Here is a 13,963-nt window from a genome sequence, read left to right as displayed (position 1 = left end):
GGTTGTGGTCGTTGTGGTCACCAGGAGCGGGTTGAGCCGCCGGGAGTTCAGCCTGGCCGGCCAATTCCTGCTGCTCCAGCTGGTGGTGGTCGCCGCCCTGCTGACGATCGTGGCGGTGCTGAGCATCCGTCAGTCCGACGCCGCCTTCGAGCGGGAGCGCGGCGCGCAGATGCGCTCGGTCGCCGAGTACGTCGCCAACCTGGAGCCGTTGCGGGTGGAGATGGCCGCCGCCGCCGACCCCGACGACCCGGCGTCGACCGACTTCACCCCCGGCCAGCTGGCGCCGTACGTCGACCGCGGGATCAACCTGGCCGGCGCCACCGAGGTCAGCGTGGTCGGCGTCGACGGCCGGGTCTATGCCTCCTCCGACCGCAGCCAGGTGGGGGAGGAGGTCGACCTCGGCGGGAGCGACGTGCTGGACGGGCGCCAGTGGTCGGGTGACGTGGAGACCGACGACGGGCGGGCGGTGGCCGCCCACGCCCCGGTGCTGAACGACCGCGGGGAGCTGATCGGGGTGGTGGTCGCCGAGCAGACCTACCCCACGCTGGCCGAGCGGTTCTCCGGCGCCGCGCCGGACCTGCTCCTCTTCCTCGGCGTCGGCGCGGTCCTCGGCGGTCTCGGCAGCTTCGCGGTGTCCCGGCTGCTCAAGCGACGCTCCCAGGGGCTGGCGCCGACCCAGATCGCCGAGCTCGCCGACCACCGCCAAGCGCTGCTGCACGCCATCCGCGAGGGCGTCGTCGCGGTGGGCACCGACGGCCGGGTGACGATGATGAACGACGCGGCGCGGGCCACCCTGGGCGTCGAGGGCGGCGACCCGCGCGGTCGGCCGGTGCGCGAGCTCGGCCTGCCCGGCGAGGTGGTCGACCTGCTGGTGGGGCGGCCCCGGCCGAGGACACCGCCGCCCTGGTCGCCGGGCGGGTGGTGGTGTTCAACCGCCGGGAGGCCGCCGCCGGCGGGCGCGGGATCGGGTCGGTGACCACGGTCCGCGACCGGACCGAGCTGCTGTCGTTGCAGAGCCGGCTCAGCGCCAACCTCTCGATCACCGACACCCTGCGCGCGCAGACCCACGAGTTCGACAACCTGCTGCACACCATCTCCGGCCTGGTCCAGCTCGGTGAGTACGACGAGGTCACCGAGCTGGTCGGCACGCTGGCCCGATCCCGGGCCGAGGTGAGCGGGTTCGTCGCGGATCGGATCTCCGATCCGGCCGTCGCCGCGCTGCTGGTCGCCAAGCACGCCGTGGCGGCCGAGCGCCAGGTGCTCCTCGACCTGGACCCGGGTCCCGTCTCCCGGACCTGCCCGCCGACCTGGCCGCGGACCTGATCGCGGTGCTCGGCAACCTGGTCGACAACGCCGTCGACGCCTGCGTCGAGGTGGCCGGCCCCGAGCGGGCGCAGGCGACGGCCCGCCGACGGGGGCGCGGGTGGAGGTCTGGCTGCTGGTGGACCGGGACGCGGTCGAGGTCCGGGTGCGGGACAACGGCCCCGGAGTGCCGGCCGACCTGGCCGGGTCGGTCTTCGTGCGCGGGTTCTCCACCAAGCCCGACCTGCCCGGGGGCCGGGGCATCGGACTCGCGCTGGCCCGGATGGTCTGCCGCCGCCGGGGCGGTGACGTCACCCTCTCCCCGGCCCGGCCCGACAGCGACCTGCCGGGGGCCGAGTTCCGGGCGGTGCTGCCCCTCGCCGCCGCCGAGCGGCAGGATGCTCCGGGGACGGAGGTGACGCGATGACCGGGGCGCAGCGGCGGGTGTGGCGGGTGCTGGTCGTCGACGACGACTTCATGGTCGCCCGGATCCACGCCCGGTTCGTGGAGCGGACCGCCGGGTTCGAGGTGGCCGGCACGGCGCACACCGGTGCCGACGCGCTCGCCCGGATCGGGGCGGAGGAACCCGACGTGGTGCTGCTCGACGTCCACCTCCCCGACCTCAGCGGGCTGGAGGTGCTCGCCCGGCTGCGCAGCGCGGGGAGCCGGGCGGCGGTGGTGATGGTCACCGCCGAGCGTGGCGCGGAGGCGGTCCGTGCGGCGCTGCACGGCGGCGCCCAGCAATACCTGGTCAAGCCGTTCGACCACGCCGACCTCGCCGACCGGCTGCAGCGGGTGGGGACGGTGCTGGCCAGCCTGGCCGAGGCGGGCGCCGACACCGACGAGGCCGAGGTCGACCAGGCCACCATCGACCGGGCGTTCGGCGGGGTCGGCCCGCCCGTCGTCGTACCGGCCCGGTTGCCGAAGGGGCTCAGCCCGGAGACGGCGGAGCTGGTGCTCGCCGAGCTGCGGGTCGCGGGGGAGGCCTCGGCGAGCGAGGTGGCCGACACCGTCGGGATGGCCCGGGTGACGGCGCGCCGCTACCTGGAGCACTTCGTCGACGCGGGTGCCGCCGTGGTCCGCCTGCAGTACGGGAGCACCGGCCGGCCCGAGCGCCGCTACCGCACCGGTGGCGCGGCGGACGGCGCTGTCCGTGGCCCGGGCTGATTCCCCCGCCCGCGCGGCGACGGCCTAGGGTGAGACGCGTGTTGAGGATCGATCAGTCATTCGTCGACGCCATCGTCGCGCACGCCAAGCGGGACCACCCGGTGGAGGCGTGCGGCATGGTCGTCGGACCGATCGGCACCGGCCGTCCCGAGCGGCTCGTCGAGATGGTGAACGCCGCCGGCAGCCCGACCTTCTACGAGTACGACTCCACCGATCTGCTGGAGCTCTACAAGGAGATGGACGACCGGGACGAGGAGCCGGTGGTGATCTACCACTCGCACACCGCGACCGAGGCCTACCCGAGCGTCACCGACATCAAGCTCGCCGGCGAGCCCGGGGCGCACTATGTGCTGGTCAGCACACGTGACTCCTTCGACGGGGCCGGGGGGAATAACGACGGCGCTGTGGAGTTCAGGTCCTACAGAATCGTCGACGGCGAGGTCACCGAGGAACCGGTGGAGGTCGTCGACACCGTCACCCCGAGCGACAACCCGAGGAGCGAGTCCTGATGGCCATCGAGGTCCGGATCCCGACCATCCTGCGTACCTACACCGGCGGCGAGAAGGCCGTGTCGGGTGAGGGCGACAGCCTGAGTGGGCTGATCGACTCCCTCGAGGCGAACCACCCCGGCATCAAGGAGCGCCTCATCGAGGGCGGGGACCTGCGCCGCTTCGTCAACATCTACATCAACGACGAGGACGTCCGCTTCCTGGGCAGCCTCGACGCCGAGCTCTCCGACGGCGACCAGGTCGTCATCCTGCCGGCCGTCGCCGGCGGCTGAGCCGGACCGTCGGGAGGCATCGTGGTGGGTGAGCGTCGTACCTTCGTCCTCGTCGACGGCGAGAACATCGACGCCACCCTCGGCAACTCCCTGCTCGGCCGGCGACCGGCCCCGGAGGAGCGACCCCGCTGGGAGCGGGTGACCTCCTTCGCCGAGCGGACCTGGGGCCAGCCGGTCACCGGGCTGTTCTTCCTGAACGCGACCAGCGGCAGTCTGCCGACGTCGTTCGTGCAGGCCCTCCTGGCGATGGGCTACCGCCCGGTGCCGCTCAGCGGCGGACCGGACGAGAAGGTCGTCGACCTCGGCATCCAGCGCACCCTGGAGGCGCTGCTGGGGCACGAGGACGCCGACGTGATGCTGGCCAGCCACGACGCCGACTTCGTGCCGCAGCTCTCCGCGCTGGCCGGTGAGGGACGCCGACTGGGGGTGCTCGCGCTCCGCGAGTACACCAGCACCCAGCTCACCGGACTCGGCATCCCGCTGTTCGACCTCGAGGACGACGTCCACGCCTTCAACCAGCCGCTGCCGCGGGTGCGGATCATCCCGATCGACGAGTTCGACCCGGAGCGCTTCCTGCGTTAGCCCAGGATGCCGAGCTCGTAGGCGGTGGCCACCGCGGCCGCCCGGTCCGCGGCGCCGAGCTTGTCGTAGATGTGGGCGAGATGGGTCTTCACCGTCGCCTCGCTGACGAAGAGCTCCTCGGCGATCTCCCGGTTGGGTCGGCCGCGCGCCACCAGCACGAGCACCTCCCGCTCCCGGGCGCTGAGCCGCGCGCTGCGCCGTGGCGCCCGAACGTGGGACGCCAGCCGGGTCGCCACCGCCGGCGACAGCACCGTCTCCCCGGCCGCGGTCGCCCGGACCGCCTCGACCAGGGTCTGGGCCGGCGCGTCCTTGAGCAGGTAGCCGGCGGCGCCGGCCTCGATCGCGGCCACCATGTCCGCATCGGTGTCGTACGTCGTCAGCACCAGCACCGCCGCTCGCAACCGCCGGCGTTTCATCGCTCGCACCGCCTCGACGCCGCCCCCACCCGGCATCCGGAGGTCCATCACCACGACGTCCGGGTCCAGGGCGGCGGTTCGGCGCACAGCCTCCGGTCCGTTGTCGGCCTCGCCGACAACCTCGAAGTCCGGTTCGGCCGCGAGTCGGCCGACCACCCCGTCGCGGACCACGGGATGGTCGTCGACCACCAGGATTCTGATCACGCCGCTCCCGCCCCGAGTGCCGGGAGACGGGCGGACACAGCGGTGCCCCCGCCCGGACGGGTCTCCAGCTCGAGCGCACCGGCCAGTCGCTCGGTGCGCTGCCGCATGCCGCGGAGCCCGAACGAGGTCGGCGGCGCCGCGGCGACGGGGTCGAAACCGACCCCGTCGTCGCGCACGTCGAGGATGACCTCGGTGTCGTCGTAGGTGAGCGTCACGCCGACCCGGCCGGCGCCGGCGTGCTTGGCGACGTTCGACAGTGCTTCCTGGGTGATCCTGAGGACGGTGGCCTCCACCTCCGGATGCAGCGGTCGTACCTCCCCGGTGATCACGACGTCGGCCCGCGCGGCCTGGTCGGCCGCCCACGAGTCGACCAACCCGGTCATGGCGTCGGCCAGGTCGTGATCGGTCAGCGGGGCAGGGGAGAGGTCCAGCATCGACCGTCTCGCTTCGGTGAGGGCCTCACGCGCGAGTTCGGTGGCCCGGCTGATCCGGCCGCGCGGGTCGGCATCGTCCTGGGCGGCCTGCAGTTGGCTGAGCACCGCGGCCAGGGACTGCGCGATCCCGTCGTGGATCTCCCGGGCGAGCCGTTGGCGCTCCTCCTGCATGCCGGCCGCGCGGGCCTGCTCGACGACGGTCGCGTGCAGGGCGACGTTCTCGGCCGCGGTCTGCTCGAGCTCTGCGTTGAGGCGCTCCAGCTCGGTGATCATCTCGGCCCGCTGGTCGCTGGTCGCGGTCATCCAGGTCGCCCACCGGCTCATCGATGCGGAGAGGCCGAAGTTGACCCCGACGAGGATCACGAAGAGGGCGGTGTGACCGAACGAGTCGAACGGGAGCCCGCCCGACTGGCCCAGCGCCAGGATCACCGAGCACGCCCCGAGCGCACCCCAGACGGCCCGGCCCCGGAAGTGCTCGTCGGCGTCGAGGAACCCGATCCAGCCGAAGAGGCAGAACAGCGGGTTGAGCAGTGTGAGCAGGAGGGCCAGTGCGGTGCGGACGACGTAGAAGGCGATGCCCTCGCGACGGCTCGCGTCGCGGCGACCGAGCCACGTGCCCCAGGCCAGGCAGGCGAGGGTCGCCACGAGGACGACGAGCTGGGCCGTGAGCCTCCACCCGGGCGAGGTGGCGCCGGTGTGGGGCCCGGTCAGGAGCGCGACCACCGCGGCGACCGCGAGCACGACGTAGGGGATGCGGGCGAACATCTGCCCCCACCGCTCCTCGAAGGACTCCACCGGGCCCGTGACCGGGCTCGGTGCTGGGTTCGCTGCTGGGCTCATCGGCTGCAGCCTCTCACTCCCAGCGGAACCTGCGCACCGCGACGAACCCGAGCAGGAGCGTCCAGGCCAGCATCGTGGCCAGGTGGTCCAGCGGGGGGAACTCGCCGACGGCGGCCCGGTTGAGTGCCTCGGTGGCCGCCCCATCGGGGTGCGGATGACGATCTCACGCAGCGTCTCCGGCATCGCCTGCACCGCGATCCACACTCCGGCCGTGAACATCGAGGTGAACATCACGACCATCCCGAGCACGTTGGCGACCGACGTCGTCGGCGAGAGCGCCGTGATCGCGGCACCGGTGGCCATCATCGCGGCGAGGGCCAGCAGATAGGCGACGAGGTACCCGACCAGGTCCCGCGGCAACGGGGCGTCGTAGGCGATCCGGCCGATCAGCAGGCAGAGCACGGTGGCGACCACGACGGCGGCCGCGTGGGCGACGACGTGGGCGAGGAGCAGACGGGCGGGACCGACCGGCGTGGTCTGCAGGCGTCGCAGGATGCGCCGCTGCCGGTAGCCGACCATCACCTCGGGCATCGCCTGCGCGCCGACCACGATCATCGAGAACAGCACCATCGTGGGGACGTAGAGCTGGAGCACGGACTGGCCGCCCAGGTCGTCGCTGGGCTCGCGGAAGGAGGGCACCAGTCCCAGCCCGAGGAGCAGCAGCGGTGGGAACGCGGTCACCCAGAAGACCGAGATCGGCTCGCGGAGGAAGAGCCGGGTCTCCGAACGGATCAACGCGGTGGTGGCGGAGGTCATCGGGTCTCCTCGGGGCGGGCTGGAGGTGGTCGGTCAGGTTGAGGTAGGCGGTGTCGAGCGTGCCGTCGACGACACGGAGGTCGCGGGGCGTGACGTCGAGGCGACGCAGGGTCGTGATCGCCCCCCATGCCGTTCCCTCCACGCCTTCCACGACGATGCGGCCGGAGTCGCTGCGGACCTGGGTCACGCCGTCCACCTCACGCAGGGAGGCGAGATCCACCGGCCGGTCGGCGCGGAAGGAGGTGACGGTGGCGGCCGTGGTGGCGCGGATCAGGCCGTCGGGCGTGTCGAGTGCCCGCAGCCGGCCGTCCTGCACGATCGCGATCCGGTCGCACAGCTCCTGCGCCTCGTCCATCCCGTGGGTGACCAGCAGCACCGTCACGCCTGCATCACGCAGGTCGCGGACGATCTGCCAGACGTCGCGGCGCGCGCGGGGGTCCAACCCGGTGCTCAGCTCGTCGAGGATGGCCACCCTTGGGTCCCCGACGAGGGCCAGCGCGATCGACAGACGCTGCTGCTGGCCGCCGCTGAGCTTGCCGAAGCGGCGATCGAGGTGGTCGGTCAGCCCGAGTCGTTCGGCGAGCGGCGACCAGGGCGCCGGGTCGTCGTAGAAGGAGGACCACAGCTGCAGCGCCTCCCGCACGGTGATCTTCTCCTGCAGCTTGCTCTCCTGGAGCTGGATCCCCAGCACCCGCGAGACCGCACCGCGCTGCCGCCACGGGTCGAGGCCGTGCACCCGGACGCTCCCGGCGTCGCCGGTGCGCAGGCCCGCGATCAGCTCGACCGTGGTCGTCTTGCCGGCGCCGTTGGGACCGAGGATGCCGAAGATCTCGCCGGTCTCGACGGTGAAGCTCACCTCGTCGACGGCCACCTTGTCGCCGTAGGACTTGCGCAGTCCGTCGACGACCACCGCTGTCTGTGTCATGAGCCCATCGTGTCGGGCCCGGTCGTCTCGCACATCGGGCAGGAAGCCACGAAGAGCATCATCCGATCGGCGGATGCGAGACTGGAGGCATGCGCTTCGACAACCTGCTCAGCTCCGTCGGCGGCACGCCGCTGGTCGGTCTGCCCCGGCTGTCGCCCACGCCGGACGTGCGGATCTGGGCGAAGCTCGAGGACCGCAACCCGACCGGCTCGATCAAGGACCGTCCGGCCCTGAAGATGATCGAGGAGGCGGAGAAGGACGGCACGCTGCGTCCCGGCTGCACGATCCTCGAGCCGACCTCGGGCAACACCGGCATCTCGTTGGCGATGGCGGCCAAGCTCAAGGGCTACCGGATCGTCTGCGTGATGCCGGAGAACACCTCCGAGGAACGTCGTCAGCTGCTGCGGATGTGGGGCGCGGAGATCATCTCCTCGCCCGCCGCCGGCGGATCCAACGAGGCCGTCCGGGTGGCCAAGCAGGTCGCCGCCGAGCACCCGGACTGGGTGATGCTCTACCAGTACGGCAACGCCGCGAACGCCCTCGCCCACGAGGAGGGCACCGGACCGGAGCTGCTGGCCGACCTGCCCTCGATCACCCACTTCGTCGCCGGGCTCGGCACCACCGGCACGCTGATGGGCGTCTCCCGCTACTTCCGCGGCGCCCGGCCCGACGTCAGGATCGTGGCCGCCGAGCCCCGCTACGGTGAGCTCGTCTACGGGCTGCGCAACCTCGACGAGGGCTTCGTCCCCGAGCTGTACGACGCCAGCCTGATCGACAGCCGCTTCTCGGTCGGTCCGCGCGACGCCGTCCGCCGGGTGCGCGAGCTGCTCGAGCTCGAGGGCATCTTCGCCGGCATCTCCACCGGCGCGATCCTGCACGCCGCGCTCGGCCAGGCCGCCAAGGCGGTCAAGGCCGGGGAGAGCGCGGACATCGCGTTCGTGGTCGCCGACGGTGGCTGGAAGTACCTCTCCACCGGCGCCTACGAGGGCACCATCGACGAGGCGGAGGACCGCCTCGAGGGCCAGCTCTGGGCGTGACCCGCCGACGGGGCGACCCGGCCCGCTGACCTCACCGGTCGACCCAGCGCAGGTCCTGCCGCCGGTCCCACCGGCTGCGCGGCACCGGGCCGAGTCCGAGCAGGTCGAGAGCGACGTTGGCCAGCTCCCCGTTGCGGACCGGCTGGCGTCCGCGGAACCGGGGACGCCGCGTCCGCGGGTCACGGCGCCGGTCCGGGTTGGCCCGATAGAGCCGTACCGCGTCGACGCCGGGGCCCCAGACGACGAACGGCACCCGGTAGTTGTGCCGGTTGCGGATCGCCTCGTGGTGCCGGGTGCCCGGCCGTCCACCGTGGTCCGCGGTGAGCACGATCCGCAGGTCGGTGATCTGCCGCTTGCGCAGCACCCGCAGCACGGAGCCGATCATCGTGTCGGCCCGCCGGACCGCGCGCAGGTAGGGACGGCTCATCCAGCCGCGGGCGTGGCCGGCCCGGTCGACCATGCCGAGGTGCCAGAAGGTGAACGCCCGCGTGCGGCGGGCGAGGTCGCGGCGCAGTGCGCGGGCCACCTGCCGGTCCTTCCCGTGCCGGATCACCTCACGGTCCACCGCGGCCGGCCAGGAGCGGGAGAACAGGCTGAACTTCGACTTCGCCGCGAACACCGCGTTGCGGCCCCCGGCCGCGTGCACCACGGAGAAGACCGAGCCGACCCGCGGGTCGCCGCTGGCCTTCTCGACGGTGGTGCCGGGCCGGTCGGTGTTCCAGGTGACGCCGTGCCCACCGCGGGCGGCGGCGACCCGGCGACCGGTCACCATGCTGGTGTGGTTGGGCAGCGTCGAGGTGCTCTCCACCTGGGTGCGCGCGTTGGTGGTCGCCGCGCCGTTGCGCAGCAGTCGGTGCAGGGCCGGCGTGCGCGACCGGCCCAGCCGCCGCAGCGCGGTCGGGTTCAGCCCGTCGACAGAGATCGCCAGCACGCGGCCCTCGGGGCCGCGCCGGTCGCGCCGGCCGCGGTCACGCTCCGCGTCCGGGGCGCGCTGGCGGACGTCGTACAGGCGGCGAGGGGGGTGAGCAGCACCACCGCGAGGGCGGCGACGACGGCCCGGACCGGAGCGGCCGATGTGGTCACACCGGCAGCCTAGGGCTTGGCCAGCCGGACGTGACCTGCGTCCTGAATCCGACCGGTCGCCGCCCGGACGTTCTAGGGTGGGACGGTGCAGCAGCAGGACCCCGACGCCGTGGCCGACGAGATCGTCGATGCGCCGATCGGCATCTTCGACTCGGGATTCGGTGGGCTGACCGTGGCCCGGTCGGTGATCGACCAGCTGCCGCACGAGTCGATCACCTACCTCGGAGACACCGCCCGGCAGCCGTACGGCCCGAAGAAGATCGCCGAGGTGCGCGAGTATGCGCTCGAGTGTCTCGACCACCTCGTCGCGCAGGGCGTGAAGGCGCTGGTCATCGCCTGCAACTCCGCCAGCGCCGCGATGCTCCGCGACGCCCGGGAGAGGTACGACGTCCCGGTGGTCGAGGTGATCCTGCCGGCCGCCCGCCGCGCCGTCGCCGCCACCCGCAACGGCCGGGTCGGGGTGATCTGCACCCGGGCGACCGCCGAGTCGATGGCCTACGAGGACGCCCTCGCCGCCGCACCCCACCTGGACCTGACCACCCGCGCCTGCCCGCGCTTCGTCGACTTCGTGGAGGAGGGCGTCACCGGCGGCGACGAGCTGCTCGCGATCGCGCACGAGTACCTGGACCCGCTGATCGAGCTGGACATCGACACGCTGATCCTGGGCTGCACCCACTACCCCCTGCTCACCGGCGTGATCTCCTACGTGATGGGGGAGGGAGTCACCTTGGTGAGCAGCGCGGAGGAGAGTGCGAAGTCGCTCTACCACGTGCTCGCCGACCGGGGCCTGATGCGGCCCGGCGGGGAGCCGACCCACTCCTTCACCACCACGGGCTCCCCGGCGGAGTTCGCCACCATCGGTCGCCGCTTCCTCGGCTCGGAGCTCGTCGCGGCGGGGCAGTACGCAGGAGGTCTTGCATGAACGTGCCGGTCGGCGGGATGCGGGTGACGGTGGTCGGCTGCTCGGGTTCCTACCCGGGGCCGGGCTCGCCGGCGAGCAGCTATCTGGTGCAGACCCGCGACCCGGACGACCCGTCGCGGGTGTGGAGCCTGGTGCTCGACCTCGGCAACGGAGCGCTCGGCGCGCTGCAGCGCTACGTCGATCCGCTCGCCATCGACGCGGTGCTGCTCAGCCACCTGCACGCCGACCACTGCGTCGACATGACCAGCTACTACGTACTGCGGAAGTACCACCCGAGCGGTCAGCAGCCCCGGATCCCGGTGTGGGGTCCGAAGGGCACCGCGCGCCGGCTGGCCCGCGCCTACGACCTGCCCCGCAAGCCGGGCATGCGCGAGGAGTTCGAGTTCCGCACGTTCTCCGCCGAGCCGTTCACCGTCGGCCCGTTCACCGTCGAGGCCGCCGAGGTGGACCACCCGGTGCCGGCCTGGGCGATGCGGGTCTCCGCCCACGGCAAGGTGGTGTCCTACTCCGGCGACACCGGCCCCACGCCGGCGCTGCTCGACATCGCCGCGGACGCCGACCTGTTCCTCTGCGAGGCGTCCTTCCGCGACGGCGACGACAACCCGCCGAACCTGCACCTGACCGGCGTCGAGGCGGGGGAGGCCGCCACCAAGGCCGGGGTACGACGCCTGGTGGTGACCCACGTGCCCCCGTGGCACGAGGCGGAGGGCATCTTCGCCGAGGCGGTCTCCGCCTTCGACGGCCCGTGCGAGCTGGCCGCGGCCGGCGCCGTCTACGACCTGTGAGCTGACGCGACGGCTGCCGCCACAGCGCTCGTGGTCACGCTCCTGCGTCGTGCACGCAGATCGCGATCTGCACCCGGTTGGTCGCGCCCAGCTTGTCGAAGAGGCGGGAGACGTGCGCCTTCACCGTCGGCACCGAGAGGTGCAGCTCGGCCGCGATCTCGGCGTTGCTCAGGCCGCGTCCCACCGCGCCGGCCACCTCGCGCTCACGCTCGGTCAGCCCGGCCAGCCGCGCCCGGGCCCGGGCGGTGCGGCCCTGGGAGGGGTCGTTGAGACGCTCGATCAGGCGCCGGGTCACCGAGGGGGAGAGCATCGGCTCGCCGTCGACCACCTTGCGGATCGAGGCCACGATCTCCGGCGGCGGGGTGTCCTTGAGCAGGAAGCCGGCGGCGCCGGCGCGGAGCGCGGAGACGACGTGCTCGTCGGCGTCGAAGGTGGTCAGCACGATCAGCTTGGGCGGTTGCGGGTCCGCCAGCAGCGCCGAGGCCGCGCTCAGCCCGTCCATCCGCGGCATCCGGATGTCCATCAGCACCACGTGCGGGCTCAGCGACCGGGCCTGGTCGAGCCCGTCCCGGCCGTCGACGGCCTCGCCGACCACCTCGAGGTCCGGCTGTCCACCGAGCATCAGCGCCAGTGCCGAGCGGACCAGCGGGTCGTCGTCGACGATCAGGATTCGGATCGGGGAGCTCACGCGGACCACGGTAGCCAGGCGCGCAGCTCGAAGCCCGCGTCGGTGGTGCCGTGCCGCAGGCTGCCCCCGCTCACCTCGGCGCGCTCGGTCAGCCCGACCAGGCCCAGGCCGCTGCCCGGGGTGCGGGTGGGGCCGAACCCGACCGGGTTGCGCAGCAGCACCGTGACGCCGTCCACCTCGTCCCCGTCGACGGTGATCCGCAGCGTCGCTCCCGGTGCGTGCTTGGTCGCGTTGGTGATGCCCTCCTGGACCACGCGGAAGACGGTCCGCCCGACCTGCTCGGGCATCCGGTCGGCATCGGCGACGCGCGCGTCGTACCGGATGCTGGCGCCGGCGGCCCGGGCGGCCTCCACCAGGTCCGCGACGTCGGCGTAGGTGGGCTGCGGCCCGGACAGCGCCCCGCTGTCGTCGCGCAGCACCCCGAGCACCTCGCGCAGGTCGGTCAGCGCCTCGTGCGCCTTCTGCTGGATCACCGTGGCGCTCGCGCGCATCTCCGCCGCGGAGAGGTCCTCGCGGTAGGTCAGCGCGCCGGCGTGCATCGAGATCTGGGAGATCCGGTGCGCGAGCACGTCGTGCATCTCGCGGGCGATCCGGGTCCGCTCGCCGGAGCGGGCCTGCGCCGCCCGGCGGTCCCGCTCGGCCTCCGCGGTCCGCGCCCGCTCCTCCAAGGTCCAGACCAGCTCGCGGCGGGAGCCGATGAACATGCCGAAGGCCAGGCTGGCCGCGACCATCAGCACGGTGAACACGGCGAGCAGCCAGATCGGCTCCGCCTCGGTGACCGGCTGCACCGCGTAGTACCCGACGGTGCCGGCCATGTTCAGCACCGCCACCACGACCAGCTCCCACCACACCCGGCGGGTGGCCAGCGAGATGCTGCCCAGCGCGATGAAGCCCGCGCCGAGCGAGGTGAACGGGGTGAGCAGGCACAGCGCCACGGCGATGGCGAGGGGCCGGCGTCGCCGGAACCACACCAGCACCCCGGCCAGTACCGCCACCGCGATGTCCAGCCAGAACAGACCCGGCCGCCGCTCGGCCTGCGCCTCCATCACCGGCAGCCAGGTGGACATCCCGATCACCAGGCACAGCAGGTACCGCCACAGATGGCTCCACCAGTGCAGCCGTGGCTGCCACGGGGCGTCGGTGCGGGTCACGAGTCAGCAGCCTAGGCACCCTCGGCAGGGGCCGGACAGCGCCCGCGGTCCGGGACCACCCCCTACTTTCGTCGGCGCGGCGTCGCCCAGGGTCCCGTGCGTGGCGCAGGGGCGTCGGGCAGGCTAGGGGCATGATCCAGGTCGATCACCTCACCAAGACCTACGGCGGGTTCACCGCCGTGGACGATGTCAGCTTCACCTGCCAACCGGGCCGTGTCACCGGCTTCCTGGGTCCCAACGGCGCCGGGAAGACCACCACGATGCGGGTGATGGTGGGCCTCACCCTGCCCACCCGCGGCCAGGTCACGATCGGCGGGCACGACTTCCGCCACATCCCGAACCCGGGACGTCACGTGGGCGTGCTGCTGGACGCCTCGGCACAGCACGCCGGCCGCACCGGCCGCGAGATCCTGGCGCTCGGTGCCACCACGATGGGGCTGCCGTCGTCCCGGGTCGACCAGATGCTGGAGCTGGTCGGCCTCACCAAGAGCGAGGCCAAGCGCCGGCTGCGCAACTACTCCCTCGGCATGAAGCAGCGGCTCGGCATCGCCCACGCCCTGCTGGGCGACCCGTCGGTGCTGATCCTCGACGAGCCGGCCAACGGCCTGGACCCGGCGGGCATCCGGTGGATGCGCGGCCTGCTGAAGGGGTACGCCGACCGCGGCGGCACCGTGCTGCTCTCCAGTCACCTGCTGCACGAGGTGGAGCTGATCGCGGACGAGATGATCCTGATCGGCAACGGCCGGATCGTCGCGCAGGGTGACCGGGCCTCGCTGATGGCCTCGCGGGTCGGCACGGCCAGCACGTTGGTGACCTCGCTCGACAACGCGGCGCTGAGCGCCGCCCTGGAGGCGGCGGGTCACCCCGTCACCCCGCGGGCGGCGGGCTGA

The 13,963-nt window shown here is 72.9% G+C and carries 16 protein-coding genes and 1 pseudogene; 11 read left to right on the top strand and 6 right to left on the bottom strand.

Annotated elements, in window-relative coordinates; translation table 11 throughout:
• The first annotated feature begins 31 nt into the window (after nt 1-31).
• The 7 genes from FIV43_RS11100 to FIV43_RS11070 all read left to right on the top strand — a co-directional run bounded on the left by FIV43_RS11100 (nt 32) and on the right by FIV43_RS11070 (nt 3,832).
• Nucleotides 32-976, top strand: a complete 945-nt coding sequence (locus FIV43_RS11100) for a PAS domain-containing protein (protein ID WP_141014174.1) — start codon at nt 32-34, stop codon at nt 974-976.
• Complete coding sequence (locus FIV43_RS11095) at nt 973-1,323, top strand: sensor histidine kinase (RefSeq protein WP_181407457.1); 351 nt, start codon at nt 973-975, stop codon at nt 1,321-1,323. The genes FIV43_RS11100 and FIV43_RS11095 overlap by 4 nt, the downstream gene beginning before the upstream one ends.
• 100 nt (nt 1,324-1,423) lie before the next feature.
• A complete protein-coding gene (locus FIV43_RS21015) occupies nt 1,424-1,729 on the top strand; it encodes an ATP-binding protein (RefSeq protein WP_181407456.1) in 306 nt (101 codons plus the stop codon).
• Nucleotides 1,726-2,469: a response regulator gene (locus FIV43_RS11085; RefSeq protein WP_231123030.1), complete on the top strand. Its 744-nt coding sequence runs from the start codon at nt 1,726-1,728 to the stop codon at nt 2,467-2,469. The genes FIV43_RS21015 and FIV43_RS11085 overlap by 4 nt, the downstream gene beginning before the upstream one ends.
• Nucleotides 2,470-2,507: 38 nt before the next feature.
• Entirely contained in the window at nt 2,508-2,978 is a 471-nt protein-coding gene (locus FIV43_RS11080) for a Mov34/MPN/PAD-1 family protein (RefSeq protein ID WP_141014171.1), read from the top strand.
• A complete protein-coding gene (locus tag FIV43_RS11075) occupies nt 2,978-3,250 on the top strand; it encodes a MoaD/ThiS family protein (protein WP_141014170.1) in 273 nt (90 codons plus the stop codon). Before FIV43_RS11080 ends, FIV43_RS11075 begins: the two co-directional genes overlap by 1 nt.
• Nucleotides 3,251-3,274: 24 nt before the next feature.
• Nucleotides 3,275-3,832, top strand: coding sequence for an NYN domain-containing protein (locus FIV43_RS11070; RefSeq protein WP_196780768.1), 558 nt, complete (start codon nt 3,275-3,277; stop codon nt 3,830-3,832).
• On the opposite strand, the gene FIV43_RS11065 is transcribed toward FIV43_RS11070, so the two are convergent.
• The 3 genes and pseudogenes from FIV43_RS11065 to FIV43_RS22370 all read right to left on the bottom strand — a co-directional run.
• Complete coding sequence (locus tag FIV43_RS11065; protein WP_141014168.1) at nt 3,829-4,452, bottom strand: response regulator; 624 nt, start codon at nt 4,450-4,452, stop codon at nt 3,829-3,831. The two genes, FIV43_RS11070 and FIV43_RS11065, sit on opposite strands and share 4 nt — an antisense overlap.
• Nucleotides 4,449-6,482: a sensor histidine kinase gene (locus tag FIV43_RS21470; RefSeq protein WP_196780767.1), complete on the bottom strand. Its 2,034-nt coding sequence runs from the start codon at nt 6,480-6,482 to the stop codon at nt 4,449-4,451. Before FIV43_RS21470 ends, FIV43_RS11065 begins: the two co-directional genes overlap by 4 nt.
• Nucleotides 6,483-6,996: 514 nt before the next feature.
• Nucleotides 6,997-7,407 (bottom strand): annotated as a pseudogene (locus tag FIV43_RS22370) (ATP-binding cassette domain-containing protein); the annotation flags it as partial.
• An 89-nt stretch (nt 7,408-7,496) separates the two neighbouring features.
• On the opposite strand from FIV43_RS22370, the gene FIV43_RS11045 reads away from it, so the two are divergent.
• Complete coding sequence (locus FIV43_RS11045; protein WP_141014166.1) at nt 7,497-8,444, top strand: PLP-dependent cysteine synthase family protein; 948 nt, start codon at nt 7,497-7,499, stop codon at nt 8,442-8,444.
• Nucleotides 8,445-8,475: 31 nt separating this feature from the next.
• On the opposite strand, the gene FIV43_RS11040 is transcribed toward FIV43_RS11045, so the two are convergent.
• A complete protein-coding gene (locus tag FIV43_RS11040) occupies nt 8,476-9,375 on the bottom strand; it encodes an alkaline phosphatase family protein (RefSeq protein WP_181407455.1) in 900 nt (299 codons plus the stop codon).
• 237 nt (nt 9,376-9,612) lie between these two features.
• Here FIV43_RS11040 and murI point away from each other — a divergent pair, with 237 nt between their 5' ends.
• Complete coding sequence (murI, locus tag FIV43_RS11035; protein ID WP_231123028.1) at nt 9,613-10,449, top strand: glutamate racemase; 837 nt, start codon at nt 9,613-9,615, stop codon at nt 10,447-10,449.
• Nucleotides 10,446-11,234 (top strand): MBL fold metallo-hydrolase, encoded by a 789-nt coding sequence (locus FIV43_RS11030; RefSeq protein WP_231123026.1) that lies wholly within the window; start codon nt 10,446-10,448, stop codon nt 11,232-11,234. The genes murI and FIV43_RS11030 overlap by 4 nt, the downstream gene beginning before the upstream one ends.
• 34 nt (nt 11,235-11,268) lie before the next feature.
• Here the strand turns inward: FIV43_RS11030 and FIV43_RS21465 are convergent, their stop codons facing one another.
• Both FIV43_RS21465 and FIV43_RS21460 read right to left on the bottom strand, forming a co-directional pair.
• Nucleotides 11,269-11,856 carry a response regulator gene (locus FIV43_RS21465; protein WP_407938898.1) on the bottom strand — a complete coding sequence of 196 codons (588 nt, stop codon included), beginning with the start codon at nt 11,854-11,856 and terminating at the stop codon, nt 11,269-11,271.
• Between the two features lie 62 nt (nt 11,857-11,918).
• A complete protein-coding gene (locus FIV43_RS21460) occupies nt 11,919-13,073 on the bottom strand; it encodes a sensor histidine kinase (RefSeq protein ID WP_231123019.1) in 1,155 nt (384 codons plus the stop codon).
• Nucleotides 13,074-13,204: 131 nt separating this feature from the next.
• Here FIV43_RS21460 and FIV43_RS11020 point away from each other — a divergent pair, with 131 nt between their 5' ends.
• Nucleotides 13,205-13,963 (top strand): ABC transporter ATP-binding protein, encoded by a 759-nt coding sequence (locus FIV43_RS11020; RefSeq protein ID WP_231123017.1) that lies wholly within the window; start codon nt 13,205-13,207, stop codon nt 13,961-13,963.

Origin of the sequence: Nocardioides sambongensis, assembly GCF_006494815.1 — a bacterium.
Taxonomy (GTDB): Bacteria; Actinomycetota; Actinomycetes; order Propionibacteriales; family Nocardioidaceae; genus Nocardioides; species Nocardioides sambongensis.
The sequence above is the reverse complement of the archived record's forward strand: the minus strand, read 5'-3'. Positions and strand labels throughout refer to the sequence as shown.

Bases quoted from the DNA above. Each gene is read 5' to 3' on its own strand.
- FIV43_RS11085 (WP_231123030.1), top strand. From the start codon at position 1,726: ATGACCGGGGCGCAGCGGCGGGTGTGGCGGGTGCTGGTCGTCGACGAC.
- FIV43_RS11075 (WP_141014170.1), top strand. From the start codon at position 2,978: ATGGCCATCGAGGTCCGGATCCCGACCATCCTGCGTACCTACACCGGC.
- FIV43_RS21470 (WP_196780767.1), bottom strand. From the start codon at position 6,482: ATGACCTCCGCCACCACCGCGTTGATCCGTTCGGAGACCCGGCTCTTC.
- FIV43_RS11045 (WP_141014166.1), top strand. From the start codon at position 7,497: ATGCGCTTCGACAACCTGCTCAGCTCCGTCGGCGGCACGCCGCTGGTC.
- FIV43_RS11030 (WP_231123026.1), top strand. From the start codon at position 10,446: ATGAACGTGCCGGTCGGCGGGATGCGGGTGACGGTGGTCGGCTGCTCG.
- FIV43_RS21465 (WP_407938898.1), bottom strand. From the start codon at position 11,856: ATGCTCGGTGGACAGCCGGACCTCGAGGTGGTCGGCGAGGCCGTCGAC.
- FIV43_RS11020 (WP_231123017.1), top strand. From the start codon at position 13,205: ATGATCCAGGTCGATCACCTCACCAAGACCTACGGCGGGTTCACCGCC.